Source organism: Candidatus Comchoanobacter bicostacola (assembly GCF_024172705.1).
Classification (GTDB): Bacteria; Pseudomonadota; Gammaproteobacteria; order Comchoanobacterales; family Comchoanobacteraceae; genus Comchoanobacter; species Comchoanobacter bicostacola.
This window is the reverse complement of sequence record NZ_CP092900.1, coordinates 754,001-768,290: the sequence shown is the minus strand read 5'-3', so window position 1 is coordinate 768,290 and position 14,290 is coordinate 754,001. Positions and strand designations below refer to the sequence as shown.

Below are 14,290 nucleotides of genomic sequence, written 5' to 3'. Positions count from 1 at the left end.
TAAGGAGAAGGTAGTGCTTGTGAAGGGTTGATTTAATGGGGTTTGGCTGGTTATATTAACGTTAGGTTAATTTTAAAGGTTATAGGATTATGACACACTTACTTAAAGCGACAATCGCAGGTTTAGTTTTAGCATCCCCATTTGCAGTAGCACGTGACTACAACGGTGCTGATGGTGAATCAGGTATTAACATAAAGGCTTCTTTCAAAGCAGGTTCTGCACAAGATGTTCTCACAGCTAAAGGAACTCGTGCTGCTACATACGGGGCGAATACTACAGATAGTAATGTGCTAGCAAACCAGGTTCGTCAGGCAGCCTTAGTTACAGGTGGTACGGTTCTTAAAGAGTCTGCGGATAAGATGGATCTATACGGCGCTGCAGAGATTTCTTTCGGAATGGATCTAGATAATGAGATGTCCGTTGAGGCGTTCTTAGAGGTTTCAGGGCTACGTAACGACGCTGTAGTACTGGGCTTGCCTGCAGGCGCAGCTGCTCCTGCAACAGCAACTGTTGAGCATAAAATTGCCTATGCTCCGGGTGTTAAGTTTTTCTACGGCCCTGTAGGGATTGGTGTAAAGTACAACGTTGCTGACTTGGATTACGTGCTATCAACTGCAACAGGTAACACAGTAAATGTAAAAAACCACAATTTCTACATTGGTCTCTTTGGTAGAACATCTTTAGATTTGGGGGGTTCTGACTTAAATGAGATGTTCCTTGGCACAGAGTTCTACACTACCTTGAATACCAGTGCTGAGTCTGATGTTACTACTTTTGTGAATGCTTTGCATAGTGGTACCGATGTGACAGATACATACTACAATAGTACTCATGCTGCAATAACACTGTCAGTTGGCATAGCTAATGTCTAATGAATGTTAAGTTGTGATGCTACCCTAAGGATGGGGTCGTCACTTTAGCTTCAAGCTGAGAGAAAGAGCCGGTTTCCGGCTCTTTCTTTTTTAATTATAATCATGTATTTGCTTCTATGCTGGGTAGGTTGCTAATTACTGATTTCATATGGACTTCACCTGCAGGAATCTGGAGATTAGCTTGGGTTGCAAGCAGGTTGGGACTAGGCTTGGGTATGAAGTATGGTATGAGTGAAGCTAATTATACCAGTCTGGGCCTTACTGATGGCAGTTTCAAGGGTGAGGACTTCTTTGTGGGTGTTTCTGGGCATGCGTATTTAGCTGTTAATGAATCAATAGGTGATGTACGGGTGGGGTTTCAAGCGTGGACAACCTTAAATCAGTCCGCTGAATCTGAAGCTAAAGAATTTATTAGGCTGATAAATAATAACGTAGCTTTTAGAGATACCTTCTTTAATAGCATGCAAATATTTATAACGCTAGGGCTTAATGTTGCTCAAATCTAATTAAGGATTTTTAGTTGTTTGAATGCATTTATGCGCTTAATATAGGCTGTGTAAGGCTCTTTTTAGGGTGTGGGGATGAACTCAGTAGAAACCATGCACTGTTTGTCTTTGTTCATGATTTTAATGCTGTATCGGCCTTTATGGGGGTTTTCTTTAAGGAATGATTGAAGGCTGATGGGTTGAATCTGCCCTGTGCAGCCTATTTGCTTCAGATGTATGTTAGATAGCTCCATAATAAAGCTGAGCGTGTTTTGATAGGTAATCTGACTTCTTCCAGGTTTGAATAAATAAACCTTTGGTTGTTCATCATCAAGATCAGGATGAGCTGTTTTTATGTGCTGTGTCACTGAAGCCGAGTGGCTTGTTTGGTTGAGTATCGCAAGCTCAATACTGTAGTATTGCTCTACTGATTCTTGAATGTATTCTGACATATTTGGCTCAGTTGTTTCGTGCCAAATTAACGATAAAATTCGTTAGCGTCAAAGCATATTTATGCTTTAATCATCTTTTAGAGACTTATGTATGGGTTAGAATATTTTAGGTACAATCCTCGGGGTATTGTTTCTGTAGTCATTGAATTTATCTTTGTTTTTTTCCATTCTACTTTCTTGCTGAACGGGTCCAGAAATATAGTGTAGTGTGAACATGATTGCAATAGCTCCTATATAGGCTAAGACAGCATATGGATTAAATTGACTGGCGCTTAGGGTTGCAATACCATACCATAAAACGATTTCTCCAAAGTGATTGGGATGACGGCTATACTTCCATAGGCCTGAAGTTAAAAGCGCTTTTTCAGGGGCTTTATTTTTAAACCTGACGAGCTGGTAGTCAGCGATAGATTCATATAAAAATCCAAAGGTAAATAGGGCTGCGCCTAGATAGAATAACGGAGTGATCAGTGTGGTTTGTGTATTTAGATAAGCAACATGAATGGGGAGGGCAAATATCCAGACGAAAAGGCCTTGTAGCATGAAAACTTGCAAATAACTAAACCACCAGTAACGCTCTGCACCATAGTTTTTTCTGAATCGTTGATAGCGGTGATCCTCAGGTTGCCCCCAATTTTTATAACCTAGATGTAGCATGAGCCTAAGGGCCCAAAGCGTTACTGATAAGCTTAATAGGGTGGTTGTCAGGGTGTATTCAGCCTGGCTTTGATAGGCTGCTGCAATGCCGATAAAGTTTAAGCTGTAAATGGTGTCAACGATGGATACATCTTTTTTAAAAACGGATACGATCCATGTTAGGGTCATAATGGTCCAAACACTGAGTGCGGCTAAAATTACTGCGTTCATTATTCCTCCTTGGTTATATATTGATTATAAAAAATTGGGTGGGCTTATGCAAATGCTGGATGTGTTGCCATCTAGAGTGGGTATGATAAAGTATTGAGAGGAGTATGCTTATGAAGACGATTAGCTTAAGGACATTGGATACCAATTATACCTATTTGCTTGTGCATGAGAATAAAGCTTGGGTGATTGATCCAGGTGAGGCTGAACCTGTGCAGTCCTGGCTTAAAGAAAATGATATTGATGTGGTGGGTTTCTTACTGACTCATTATCACCCTGATCATGTCGGTGGGGTGATGGCGATGAGAACCCCTGATCATGTTGTGCTCGGTGCTGATCCTTTTGATTTTCCTTATGAGAAGCTAGAACATGATCAGATGTATGCATTGTTTGATGATGTGTCTTTAAGGGCCATTAGTCTACCGGGTCATACATTAGGTGCTATGGGGTACTTAATCGGGGATCAATTCTTTACAGGTGATGTTTTATTTGGGGGTGGAGCAGGGCGTATCTTTGAAGGGACAGTTAAGCAAATGTTGATGAGCTTGAACCGAATTAAAGCTCTAGATCCTAATACCAAACTTTATTTTGGGCATGAATATACTCAAGCTAATTTAGGCTTCGCTCAACATGTGATGCCAGATAATGAAGCGGTTGTAAAACGGATGGGGGAACAAGCAGGGGTGCCTCAGCTTCTATCGGTTGAGCTGGCTACTAATCCCTTTTTACGGTTAGATGATCCTAAGTTGCAAGCAGCAATTAAAGGTTATGCGCAAGCAGATGCTTTGGATGAGGCGGCAATGCTGGGGGTATTGCGGACGTGGAAAAATAAATATGATGCGGGGGAACGATGACACCTAATTCATTACTCAGGTCCTGGCAGCGTTCCAAAGAAGGGGCTGGTTTGCTTGATCTTGAAATGATGCAAACACAATCATTATTATCTAAAAATAGGCCTAAGCTTATAGTACAGCTAGAAGGGGTTTCCTTATTAGAGCGGTTCCCAGACTATGGTTTTTACTATCATGTATCTATGGATGCTGAAGCTGTTTCTCCCGGGTATTCAGTTGAAGCAAGAGCGGACTTATTACCCTTTGCAGATAAAAGTGTAGATTTATTGGTATTAGGACACTGTTTTGAGCTGGTTAAAGATCTACCCTCAGTGATGGAGGAGATTGATCGTGTGATGTCGCCAATGGGGATGATCGTGATACATGCTTGGGTCGGACATTGGTTGGGTGAGCGTGTAACACGATTATTTCACCCAATTCCTGAATTAGACTTGAATTATATTGCAATGCGCGATATTCATATGGCGTGTGAACGATATCAGTGGGGTATTTATGATAAACAATCGTGGTCATTATTACCCAACCAGCTATCGGTTATGCAAACCGTACGTAATCAAGTGGTGCAACCGATGACAATAGTCTGTGAAAAATATGAGCCAAGTTGGGCAGATACTGGAGGAGCGATCTTTGGTAGTAAATAAAAAACCGGTTGTCATTTATACCGATGGCGCATGCTCACATAACCCGGGGCCTGGTGGCTGGGCGGCTCTATTAATGTATCAAGGTAAAGAAAAGATGGTGTCTGGGTATGTGGCTGATACAACCAATAACCGGATGGAGTTGCAAGCTGCGATTTCAGGACTAAAGTCACTTAAAGGGAGTAGAGTGGTTGATCTATGGACGGATTCTCAATATGTCCGAAGAGGAATGATTGAGTGGTTGCCAGGCTGGGCTGCGAATGGGTGGAAAAATGCACAAAAGAAAGATATTAAAAATAAGGACCTTTGGGTTGAGTTGTGGACGCTTGCGCAAAAGCATCAAGTGAAGTGGCACTGGGTGAAAGGTCATTCGGGTGATGAATATAATGAGCGTGTAGATGAAGCGGCCAGAAAAGCAATAGAGGATCATCGATGAGTCGGTTTATATTTGCAGATACGGAAACAACTGGTTTTGATCCTAAAAGTGAGCGGATGTTAGAGCTGGCTTTGATTGAGGTAGTCGATCGACAGCAAACGGGTCGGGTATTACATTTATATATCAACCCTGAGCAGGAAGTATCAGCAGGTGCTTATCGAGTGCATGGGATCTCCTGGAATGATGTTAAGGATAAACCTGTGTTTAAATCAGTTGCGCAAGAAGTGATTGATTTTATGCAGGGTGGTATATTTTTAGCGCATAATGCGCCATTTGATGTTGGATTCTTTAACATGGAGTTTAAAAGAGCCGGGGTTGACTTTATGATTGGTCGTGATGTTGATGTAGTTGATACCTTAGCGATTGCAAAAAAAATGTATCCCGGTCAGCGTAATAGTTTGGATGCATTGTGTACGCGTTTATCGATTGATCGATCACATCGTAAGCTACACGGTGCACTATTGGATACAGAGCTTTTGGTACAGGTTTATTTGATGATGACCAGTAAGCAGGGGCGATTCAATATGAAGCTCAATAAAGCAGTCAGTCAGTCTTCTACTGCGGCTCAATTACCTTGTTTGCAAGTGGCTTTGAGTGACGAAGATAAAGCAGCACATGAAGCCTACCTAGAAACAATTGGCTAAAGATACAATAATTCATACTTCAGGTCTTGACAATTTTATAAAACTGGCGCAAAATCCAATCATTGGTGGGATTCCCGAGCGGTCAAAGGGATCAGACTGTAAATCTGACGGCTTAGCCTTCGAAGGTTCGAATCCTTCTCCCACCATTAAGCGGGCGTAGTTCAATGGTAGAACCTCAGCCTTCCACGCTGATGATGTGGGTTCGATCCCCATCGCCCGCTCATAATTGGGTTTTTTGCCCACATAGCTCAGCGGTAGAGCACTTCCTTGGTAAGGAAGAGGTCACCGGTTCAAGTCCGGTTGTGGGCTGTAATTAATAAATTTTTGCATAAGTAGGGTAGTTAGAATGGCTGATTTTGAAAGAAATAAGGTTCACGTAAATGTGGGAACCATCGGGCACGTTGATCATGGTAAGACAACACTTACCACGGCAATGGTAAAATTAAAAGGTGATCAGGCGGGTGTATCCGTAACTGATATTGATAAAGCGCCTGAGGAAGCTGAGCGTGGTATTACTATTAATACCGCACACGTAGAGTATGAAAGTGAAAAACGTCACTATGCACACGTGGATTGCCCAGGACACAAAGATTACATCAAAAACATGATTACTGGTGCTGCGCAGATGGATGGAGCGATCTTAGTGGTTTCTGCTAATGATGGTCCAATGCCGCAAACCAAAGAGCATATCTTACTTGCACGTCAGGTTGGTGTACCAAGAATTGTAGTATTCATGAACAAAGTGGATATGGTAGATGATGAAGAGCTTCTAGAGTTGGTAGAGATGGATGTTCGTGAGCTATTAAGTGCTCAAGGCTTTGATGGTGATAATGCACCGGTTATCAGAGGTTCAGCATTGAAAGCATTCGAAGGTGATGATACAGAGATCGGTACGCAAGCAGTAGATGCATTAATGGATGCGTTGGATAGCTTCATTGAAGATCCAGTACGTGATTTAGATAAAGCAGTATTGATGCCGGTTGAGGATGTAATGTCCATTTCAGGTCGTGGAACAGTAGCGACAGGAAGAATCGAAACAGGTGTGTTGAAAGTTGGTGATGAAGTAGAGATCATTGGTATTAATGAAACACAAAAGACAACGTGTACCGGTGTGGAAATGTTCCGTAAGAAGATGCCACAAGGTCAAGCGGGTGATAACGTAGGGATTCTATTAAGAGGATTGAAGCGTGAAGACATTGAGCGTGGTCAAGTAGTAGCGACACCAGGTTCAATTAAACCACACGCAAAGTTTGAGGCAGAGGTTTATATTCTAACCAGCCAAGAAGGTGGAAGACATACACCATTCTTCAAAGGGTATCGACCACAGTTTTACTTCAGAACAACAGATGTAACAGGAGCAGTAGAGCTTCCAGCAGATGTTGAGATGGTAATGCCAGGTGATAACGTCAAGTTCGTGGTTGAGTTAATCAGCCCGATTGCGATGGAAGAAGGGCTACGTTTTGCGATCCGTGAGGGTGGTAAGACTGTAGGTGCAGGTGTTGTATCTAAAATTGTTGAATAGTTAAGTTTAGGTCAGTAGCTCAATTGGCAGAGCAGCGGTCTCCAAAACCGCAGGTTGTGGGTTCAAGTCCCTCCTGACCTGGTTTTAATGCATGAAAGGCGCTTTGGGCGCCTTTTTTGTTATCCATGGTTTCATCATTATGGGCTGGGGGGGGTTAAAGGTGGACTCCTATATCAGGATCTTGGTTTGCGCTTGGATTTTGTTTTGTTCCTGATTTTTCACTCGCTTTCTCTCTGATGCTTCCTACTGCATCTTGAGCTCCTTCTGAGCTAGATTGAGCAACAACTGGAAAGTTATCTTGTGGTGGTAACAATTTATCTATGATAGCCTTGGCATATTCTGATCTTTCACAAATAGAGTGTATTTCATCGGGGGTGCTTTCTTTAAGAAAGCTAAACTCATCGGGGCTTAATTCACGGGTGTCAAAAGACTGGTTGTGACCATAATACCAAAGTTTATCTATTACTGCCTTGAGTAATCTTTCTTCTATCAGATTGCTTTCTTCAGAGGTAATTTCAAGTATTTCATACATGCTAAATCGTTCTTCTTTAGTCATTGTATATACGTGATTTAAGTCTTCTTTATTTGGTTCGCTACCGTATTCTTTGTGGGTGCATTTTTTTATATTTTCAATGGCGGTAATGTCTTTGTTTAGCTCTTTTAAGTCTTCGTAAATAGTGTAAGTCTTTGGAAGGTCTCCATCTATTCCTAGTTGGTCGAATGAAACTTTGTTGATTAACTTGGCTGCTACGATTAGCTCTGTATGTGTTAGCTGTGTATAGACACAACGGTACCCATCCTCAACTTTGACCCTCTTGAGTATATCTCTTAATATTTTTGTTTTACTATTTATTATCGCCTTTTGATTTAGTTTTAGTTCTTTTATAGCGCAGAGCTTTGTTATCCTATCCTCACCCATGTTTGCCATATGTATTAGCTCATCGTTACTGAATTTGGTTGCTTTACCAATTTTTTTTAAAATTAGCTTATCCTTTTCGTTCCCAGCAACTCTTGCAATGATAGCCCTGGCAACATCTTTGTTTTTCGCAGATGTGAGTGTTTCATCGGTGGTGATTTCTTTAAGAAATCTAAGCTCATTGTAGCTTAGTTGTGTGATACCAGGGTTGTCATCCTTATCAATTACTGCTTTGAGTAATATTTCTTCTATCGGCTTGCTGTTATAACCCAAACTTTTATAGATTTTTTGTCTCTCTTTTTTGGTTATTTTAAATGCTTGGTTTATGTCTTTTTGATTGAAACATCTACTGATGATACTATTAAAGGAACCCGTATATGCATCATATTCACTCTTAACGCCGTAAAGGGTTTTAGAAACTGAATCATCTTCTTCCGCGTTAAAGTTAGCGTAATTTTTGTCAGTAACGCCAGCGACCATCAATTTTACAGCTATAGCGGTTGGTATACCATTAATATATCCGTATTCCTCAAGTCTTGAGAGCGCTAATTTTCTATACATTTCTTGGTACCCTTGTTTCTTTGTATAACGTCCATTGCCTAATAATAAATCGAGTGAAGGCTCTGTATTAATAATTGCTTCTATTAACTTTATATATTCAATAAGATATATATCATTTCTATCACGAAATGAAGTAGGTGCCGGCACAGCATCTATTCTTTCCTTAAAATATTTAAAAAGGTCTTCTGCGCTTTTATGTGCTCTGAGCGCTGCTAAGAGTTCTACAGAATCAGGATCATCTTCTAAGCTTGTTATTAGATAATCAAAAGTGTCGTTATTAGCTGTAGCATGAATACTAGAGGCGAACTTGAATATTCGATGTTGTTTTGATGCATTGTATAATTTAGAAGATATTTCTTTCATTGGTACCATGCTCCTGTAAATTTCTTTAACCTGGGATTTGGTATATGTTAGGAGGTCTTCTTTCTCCATGTACATTTCTGTGCCCTCTTTTACAGATGTAGAGAATACTAGTTCAGTTTGTAAGCTAAGAGGAATCCCCTGTAGCGATATGTAGTCGCTAAACAATGGCTTGGTATCATATTTAACTGTGTTTATTGTTGGAATAGATATACCTGGATATTTCTTCTTGGCTTTCTCTTGGACTGTTGTTATAAAGTAATTGGCAATATTTGTGCCAGTCTCAAGATAATGTTTTCTAAGAACATCTGTGCATAACATCGCGTGTCCTAAATGAGTAACCGCATCATTGCCAAGTCTATGACCTTTGCATACATTTTCTACTATGTTTAAATAAGCTTCAATTCTCATTTTAACCTTTAGGTTAAGAGGCTTCTCTTTTTGTAATTTAACCCTAATTATTTCTATTACCTTTATTGCATCCTTTGTTTGTTTACTCATATAAATCATATTAATCTTCTTTATTCCTGGGTAGTTTTTTAGCACACCCTGATTTTTTGTCAGTTTTTTTTAACTCGGTTCAATAAGCTGTGTTATTAAATGTATTAAAAGTTATTAAATAGTATCTTATTATTGTTTTACTACTTTTTGTTTTTAAGCTGGTATAAGTTTCTGAATAAAAACAAATAATGAGAATAATGAGTAAATCAAATACAAAAGAAAGTCGTAGCGGGAAATCTTCGCGTTCAATTAACAAGCATTTAGTTGCAGGTAAGTCTAGTAAGACGTCAGGTATACATCGTGTCCCAAGTGCGTTGCGTCCATCTGGAAGTAGTGGTGAGGGATTCCTTGCCCTTATTAGTCCTAAGAAGCCATTAATCTTAAAGCAGCAGGCGCGTGAAGCGTTTGATGCAATGAGGCCAAGGAACCCTCGGACTCTCTTTGGTGGTAGTAAGCGCAAACCATCTGGAAGTAAGATACTGTTCTCACAAGATGGTGTCAGTTCTTTAGCTACACATAAGGGCCAAAAAATACCTTTAGAGATTCTGTCTGCGACAATGAAAGAAAAAGGCTGGATACGTGGTGATGATGGTCGGTTGGTTCAGCCAATTGATCTTGTTGAGGTGGAAGAAGGTTTTGTAACGCTTGATCACAGAAGGGTCGTTGCTTCATTAATGGATAATGTTAGGCGCAGAGTTTTTGCAAGATTACATCACTCTTCAGAGCCTTTGCCTAAGGATATGCTTCGACGCTTTGGATTGGATTGTGGAGCTACTTATGGGCATGCTGTTAAAAAACGGTTAGCGAGTAACTTTAGGCGTAAGACACCATCTAAAGAGCTGCCAGTAGTCCGTAAAGCCTCCCCTGAGCTAGAGAAGATGTTATCTCATCGTATGAAGGATACAGGATTTATTAAACTCAACTAATGCTAGGATTGGGCATGCCTGCACCAATACATCTTCAAGTATGGTCCGCTTATTTTTCATAAGTGCTTTTATCTCCTGTATTATGGGGCGGCTGTGCGCATGCTTAAAGATTGGGTGATTACTGACCCCGTTTAGTACTTTTTCTTTAGTAGTTATGCGGGCCTTGTCGGTATAATTCAATATATCTGCATAAAAAAATTTTTGAGCTATAACTTGAGCTATAAATAAAACAAGATAGATATGATAAGAGAAAAAGTAGAGCAGGTTTTTCAAAACAATCAGCAGATTGGTTTGTGGGTTAATACTTGGGGAAGTAAAACGATGCTGTCCAGGCAATTTATCTTGGGTGAGAGTAATGGGCATAGTTCACTAGAGATGACTGTCTCAGTATCTGAAGCATATAAATAAAGTATTGATGCTCTGAAAAAGGCGGGGGTGCCGATTCATACGCATCATGGATTACACCATATATACTTTAGCGCAAGACCACGCCATCTGAATCCAGGTGATCAACAAGGGATTAGACCTAGAAATAAGATATTAGCGGCTTCAGGTAAAGACATTCCTGCTCCTGTAGTGTATGCTGAGAAGTCATATGACTACCATGTTTGTCGATCAGGAAAGCCTGTTTCTAAAGCTCTTTATCGTATCTTCCCCCCAGAGGTTAGAAAGGTTCTGAAAAAAAGGGCTAAACGTGCAAGGAAAGTTTTTGGTTTTATAAAAACTGGTACAAAGTATTTATTAGCCCCTATAGTTGGAAAGGCTATACCTGACCACTTATCTGAATTTAGGATATCTGTAAATCTTGATAAATATTCTGACATGTCTCCCAGGTCTGGAAATACTTTAAAAGATTACTCTTTAGTTAAAATTGTGCGCCACCTAGAGTGGCTATATCGGGAGGTTGAAGTGGAAAACAGGGAGCTTGTTTCAATTGAAAGCGCATCACTATCGGGTCCTTGGAGCGAAGCTATACCAGAGAATCTGAAAGGTAAAAAGTCAGAGATTACTAAATTAGAACGTCATATACAAAATATCTATGAAGCCTTATATGAAGAGGGCCTTGAAGATTTTGCCTGTGTAGGGGAGAATCCTGATCATCGAGTTTATCTTCCTGTAAATGACTCTGGATCAGGGTTGTCCACACAAGCGATGCTGAGTGAAATGGTTAAAATTGTTGAAGAGCCACATTTATTTGGTTTGTTGACTAAAAATTGTAGCTCAATAGCGGCCCGTATCTTAGCTGCAGGTTGTCAAGATCACAGGTTTGCAAGTATAAAAAAGGATTTACATCAATTGGTTGATGCGCCTGAAGAAGCTTACGCTCGACGATTATGGACGCCAAGAGTGCTTAATAAGCAAGCCAAAAAGATTAACGCTGCTACTGAGTTAAGACCCTTCTGGAAAAGGACTCTGGATTTTTTCAAACGGTTGTTTAGCTCTAGGATTAATATCAAGAATGGAACTAGTACGATTCAGTCTGCAGATAAACAGGATTTACTTGAATTAATCCAAATGATGCACCTTGCTATGGATAATATTCAGCCAGTCAAAGATATGTTATTAGCTATTGGACGGGACAAGACAGCTATTAAAGAAGCATTAGTGTTAGAGCAAGCTAAGAATTTTTCAGATCCCAGAATTATTGAGGCTCTTAGTAACTCTTTAGATGCTAGTTACAGCCGTGTAGGCCCTATTTCAGCTAGTGATTTGCCTGAGGACGAGCCGGTTGTAGAGAAAACGCAAGCTAGTAAGCCTACAACAGAAGTCACTAGTCAAGTAAGTTTGAGGCACAAAAAATAACAGTCCTACACAAGGGGTGCAGTAGGCAATACTCAGTAGGATGGTTTATTAGCAATAGAGTGGTGTTATAGTGTTGTCTTCTGGTTAAGGGGCGTTGTAAGCGTTCGGTCCTTCGCCATAACCATCTCGTGATGTTCGTGTTGGTGGTTCTTTAGACTTAAAGTGCTTTATAGTACAGGCTGGTTATTTGTCAGTTTTATATTTTAGGGATAAAAAGAAGGGGATTTGTAGGGGGTTATTTCAATATATTTGTAAATTTGTTAATATTTTAGTTGCCAAACAAGTATTTGTGTATTAATGTATCACCAAATTCGTCTTCATTTGCAAAAATTTAAGTGGGTTTGCACTTGAGTGTTTGCATGGAAACAGAGCTTATGAGCGTACATATTAAAGACAAAATTATTATAGGGTTAGTGTCCTTAGCGACGCTGGCAGTTTTCTATTTCCAGTATATTATGGTGGGTTCTTATCCACTTAATTTATATGCTTGGTTCAGTTTACTCGTTTCAGTGGCAATCTTTTTAAGGTTTAGCCACGTGGGTTATCAATTTATTGGTTATGTAAAGGCGTCTCGTGCAGAAGTTATGAGAGTTGTATGGCCGGATCGTAGAGATATTGTCGTAACAACAATCGCTGTTGGCGTTGCTGTTGCAATTATTTCAGGGGTAATCACATTACTTGATGGTGTTTTAGTTCGAGTACTATCTTTAATTACAGGTTAGATAAATGGTAGAAAAACAAGATGATTTGCAGTTGCGTTGGTATGCGGTGCATGTAGCAACTGGTTTTGAAAATAAAATGATTGAAGAGATACAGCGTAAAATTGCTGAAGTAGGCTTAGAGTCTTATTTCGGTGAGATGATTATGCCAACTGAAGAAGTTGTAGAGCTCAAGAATGGCAAAAAGAATGTCAGGACCAAGAAGTTAATGCCTGGTTATTTGTTAGTACAGATGGTGATGCATGATGATGCCTGGTTCTTGGTGAGAAATGCTACAAAGGTGCTTGGTTTCCTAGGTGGTAAGAAAGGTCAAAAGCCTGTGCATATGCCAGATTTTGAAGTAAATAGAATTTTGAATCGTGATAGTGCTGGAGAGGTTGTTGCTTCCAAGCCCAGAGTCAGTGTTGTATACGATGTAGGGGAGGTGGTTCGTGTTTCAGAGGGGCCATTTGCTGACTTCCAAGCAGTTGTTGAGGAAGTAAACTACGAAAAGGGTCGACTCGTCGTGTCGGTACTTATATTTGGGCGTTCAACTCCAGTGGAGCTTGAGTTTGGGCAGGTTGAGAAATTAACATAAAGATAAGGGTAATAATATGGCTGGATTTCAGATTGTAAAGCTACAGGTAGAAGCCGGTAAGGCAAACCCAGGTAATGTGGGTTCTATTCTAGGTCAGTATGGTGTTAACATGCGTGACTTTTGTGTTCAGTTCAATGAAAGAAGTTTGAAGAACGAAAGTGAAGGTACTCTAGTTCGTGTGGTGCTTAAGATTAATTCCAAGGATCGTTCATTCCATATGGATGTATTCGCACCACCGGTAGCTGTTTTGATCAAGGATGTTATTGGTTGTAAAGGAAGTGGTGAGCCAAACAAAACTAAGGTTGGTAAGCTATCACTAGCAGATATGCGTAAGATCGTTGAGAAAAAGAAGCTTGAGTTGACAGGTGCTGAAGAGGTAGCAATGTTAAAAACAGTAGCTGGTACAGCAAGAAGCATGGGTGTTGAAGTCGATGTTGACTGGAGTGAGCTAAAGACAAAAGCGGAGAGCAATGATGGTGAGTAAAAGAATGCAGCGTGTTTCAGAGGCTGTGAATAAAGAGCGCCTTTCAATAGGTGCTGCTTTAGAGGAGTCGAAGCGCTTGTCAGAAGATAAAGAAACGGGTGCAAAGTTTACCGAATCCATGGACGTAGTAATGCGTTTAGGTATTCCAGTAGGTGAGTCAGTTCGAGGTTCTGTATGTCCAGAACATGGTCTGGGTAAAGATGTAAAGGTGGCTGTTTTTGCTAAAGGCGAGTCTGCTATTGCTGCTGAAAAAGCGGGTGCAGAATTTGTCGGTGCTGAGGATTTAGCTGAAAAGTTTTCTAAAGATGAGATTAGCGTAGATGTAGTCATTGCATCTCCAGATATGATGAGCGTAGTCGGTAAGCTAGGAAGAGTGTTGGGACCTAAGGGTTTGATGCCTAATCCAAAAGTTGGAACGGTTTCTCCAGATGTTGCTAATGCTGTAAATAATGCTAAGAAAGGCCAGATATTTTTCAGAACAGATAAGACTGGTGCAGTGTATGCCCGTGTTGGTCCTGCTTCATTCACAGTTGATCAATTAACTGATAATGTCAAGTTAATGGTTGCTGAGATCAAGCGTTTAAAGCCAGCAAGAGCAAAGGGTGCTTATATCCGTTCTTTTTATGTGAATACAACTATGGGGCCAGGTGTAGAAGTTGATCCCCATTCATTAGATTAA

17 protein-coding genes and 4 tRNA genes are annotated in these 14,290 nt (G+C 40.3%); 18 read left to right on the top strand and 3 right to left on the bottom strand.

Going from position 1 to position 14,290, the window contains the following annotated elements; translation table 11 throughout:
* Positions 1 to 89: 89 nt before the first annotated feature.
* Both MMH89_RS03720 and MMH89_RS03715 read left to right on the top strand, forming a co-directional pair.
* Positions 90 to 872, top strand: a complete 783-nt coding sequence (locus MMH89_RS03720) for a hypothetical protein (RefSeq protein ID WP_258568108.1) — start codon at positions 90 to 92, stop codon at positions 870 to 872.
* 116 nt (positions 873 to 988) lie between these two features.
* Entirely contained in the window at positions 989 to 1,378 is a 390-nt protein-coding gene (locus tag MMH89_RS03715) for a hypothetical protein (protein WP_258568107.1), read from the top strand.
* 62 nt (positions 1,379 to 1,440) lie between these two features.
* Here the strand turns inward: MMH89_RS03715 and MMH89_RS03710 are convergent, their stop codons facing one another.
* Together MMH89_RS03710 and MMH89_RS03705 are read right to left on the bottom strand one after the other, a co-directional pair.
* Positions 1,441 to 1,809: a hypothetical protein gene (locus tag MMH89_RS03710; RefSeq protein WP_258568106.1), complete on the bottom strand. Its 369-nt coding sequence runs from the start codon at positions 1,807 to 1,809 to the stop codon at positions 1,441 to 1,443.
* A gap of 96 nt (positions 1,810 to 1,905) precedes the next feature.
* Positions 1,906 to 2,676 carry a DUF1295 domain-containing protein gene (locus MMH89_RS03705; RefSeq protein WP_258568105.1) on the bottom strand — a complete coding sequence of 257 codons (771 nt, stop codon included), beginning with the start codon at positions 2,674 to 2,676 and terminating at the stop codon, positions 1,906 to 1,908.
* A 110-nt stretch (positions 2,677 to 2,786) separates the two neighbouring features.
* Here MMH89_RS03705 and gloB point away from each other — a divergent pair, with 110 nt between their 5' ends.
* The 9 genes from gloB (at position 2,787) to MMH89_RS03660 (ending at position 6,845) form a co-directional block, all read left to right on the top strand.
* Positions 2,787 to 3,527, top strand: coding sequence for a hydroxyacylglutathione hydrolase (gene gloB / locus MMH89_RS03700; RefSeq protein WP_258568104.1), 741 nt, complete (start codon positions 2,787 to 2,789; stop codon positions 3,525 to 3,527).
* The gene (locus MMH89_RS03695; protein ID WP_258568103.1) at positions 3,524 to 4,165 is read left to right on the top strand and encodes a class I SAM-dependent methyltransferase; all 642 of its coding nucleotides are present in this window, start codon (positions 3,524 to 3,526) and stop codon (positions 4,163 to 4,165) included. Before gloB ends, MMH89_RS03695 begins: the two co-directional genes overlap by 4 nt.
* Positions 4,116 to 4,598 (top strand): ribonuclease HI, encoded by a 483-nt coding sequence (rnhA, locus tag MMH89_RS03690; RefSeq protein ID WP_425491974.1) that lies wholly within the window; start codon positions 4,116 to 4,118, stop codon positions 4,596 to 4,598. Before MMH89_RS03695 ends, rnhA begins: the two co-directional genes overlap by 50 nt.
* Positions 4,595 to 5,242 carry a DNA polymerase III subunit epsilon gene (gene dnaQ, locus MMH89_RS03685; protein ID WP_258568101.1) on the top strand — a complete coding sequence of 216 codons (648 nt, stop codon included), beginning with the start codon at positions 4,595 to 4,597 and terminating at the stop codon, positions 5,240 to 5,242. Before rnhA ends, dnaQ begins: the two co-directional genes overlap by 4 nt.
* Positions 5,243 to 5,306: 64 nt before the next feature.
* A tRNA-Tyr gene (locus MMH89_RS03680) sits at positions 5,307 to 5,388 on the top strand.
* Between the two features lie 4 nt (positions 5,389 to 5,392).
* Positions 5,393 to 5,463, top strand: a tRNA-Gly gene (locus tag MMH89_RS03675).
* A gap of 16 nt (positions 5,464 to 5,479) precedes the next feature.
* Positions 5,480 to 5,551, top strand: a tRNA-Thr gene (locus MMH89_RS03670).
* Between the two features lie 37 nt (positions 5,552 to 5,588).
* Entirely contained in the window at positions 5,589 to 6,764 is a 1,176-nt protein-coding gene (gene tuf, locus MMH89_RS03665; RefSeq protein ID WP_258568100.1) for an elongation factor Tu, read from the top strand.
* Positions 6,765 to 6,772: 8 nt separating this feature from the next.
* Positions 6,773 to 6,845, top strand: a tRNA-Trp gene (locus MMH89_RS03660).
* A 73-nt stretch (positions 6,846 to 6,918) separates the two neighbouring features.
* Here MMH89_RS03660 and MMH89_RS03655 read toward each other — a convergent pair.
* Positions 6,919 to 9,111: a hypothetical protein gene (locus tag MMH89_RS03655; protein ID WP_258568099.1), complete on the bottom strand. Its 2,193-nt coding sequence runs from the start codon at positions 9,109 to 9,111 to the stop codon at positions 6,919 to 6,921.
* A gap of 188 nt (positions 9,112 to 9,299) precedes the next feature.
* On the opposite strand from MMH89_RS03655, the gene MMH89_RS03650 reads away from it, so the two are divergent.
* The 7 genes from MMH89_RS03650 (at position 9,300) to rplA (ending at position 14,290) form a co-directional block, all read left to right on the top strand.
* Positions 9,300 to 10,028, top strand: a complete 729-nt coding sequence (locus MMH89_RS03650; protein WP_258568098.1) for a hypothetical protein — start codon at positions 9,300 to 9,302, stop codon at positions 10,026 to 10,028.
* 240 nt (positions 10,029 to 10,268) lie between these two features.
* Entirely contained in the window at positions 10,269 to 10,436 is a 168-nt protein-coding gene (locus tag MMH89_RS03645) for a hypothetical protein (protein ID WP_258568097.1), read from the top strand.
* Between the two features lie 27 nt (positions 10,437 to 10,463).
* Positions 10,464 to 11,831 carry a hypothetical protein gene (locus tag MMH89_RS03640; RefSeq protein WP_258568096.1) on the top strand — a complete coding sequence of 456 codons (1,368 nt, stop codon included), beginning with the start codon at positions 10,464 to 10,466 and terminating at the stop codon, positions 11,829 to 11,831.
* 359 nt (positions 11,832 to 12,190) lie between these two features.
* Entirely contained in the window at positions 12,191 to 12,553 is a 363-nt protein-coding gene (secE, locus tag MMH89_RS03635; protein ID WP_258568095.1) for a preprotein translocase subunit SecE, read from the top strand.
* Positions 12,554 to 12,557: 4 nt separating this feature from the next.
* Positions 12,558 to 13,127, top strand: a complete 570-nt coding sequence (nusG, locus tag MMH89_RS03630; protein ID WP_258568094.1) for a transcription termination/antitermination protein NusG — start codon at positions 12,558 to 12,560, stop codon at positions 13,125 to 13,127.
* A 16-nt stretch (positions 13,128 to 13,143) separates the two neighbouring features.
* Positions 13,144 to 13,611: an uL11 family ribosomal protein gene (locus tag MMH89_RS03625; RefSeq protein WP_258568093.1), complete on the top strand. Its 468-nt coding sequence runs from the start codon at positions 13,144 to 13,146 to the stop codon at positions 13,609 to 13,611.
* Positions 13,601 to 14,290, top strand: a complete 690-nt coding sequence (gene rplA / locus MMH89_RS03620; protein WP_258568092.1) for a 50S ribosomal protein L1 — start codon at positions 13,601 to 13,603, stop codon at positions 14,288 to 14,290. The genes MMH89_RS03625 and rplA overlap by 11 nt, the downstream gene beginning before the upstream one ends.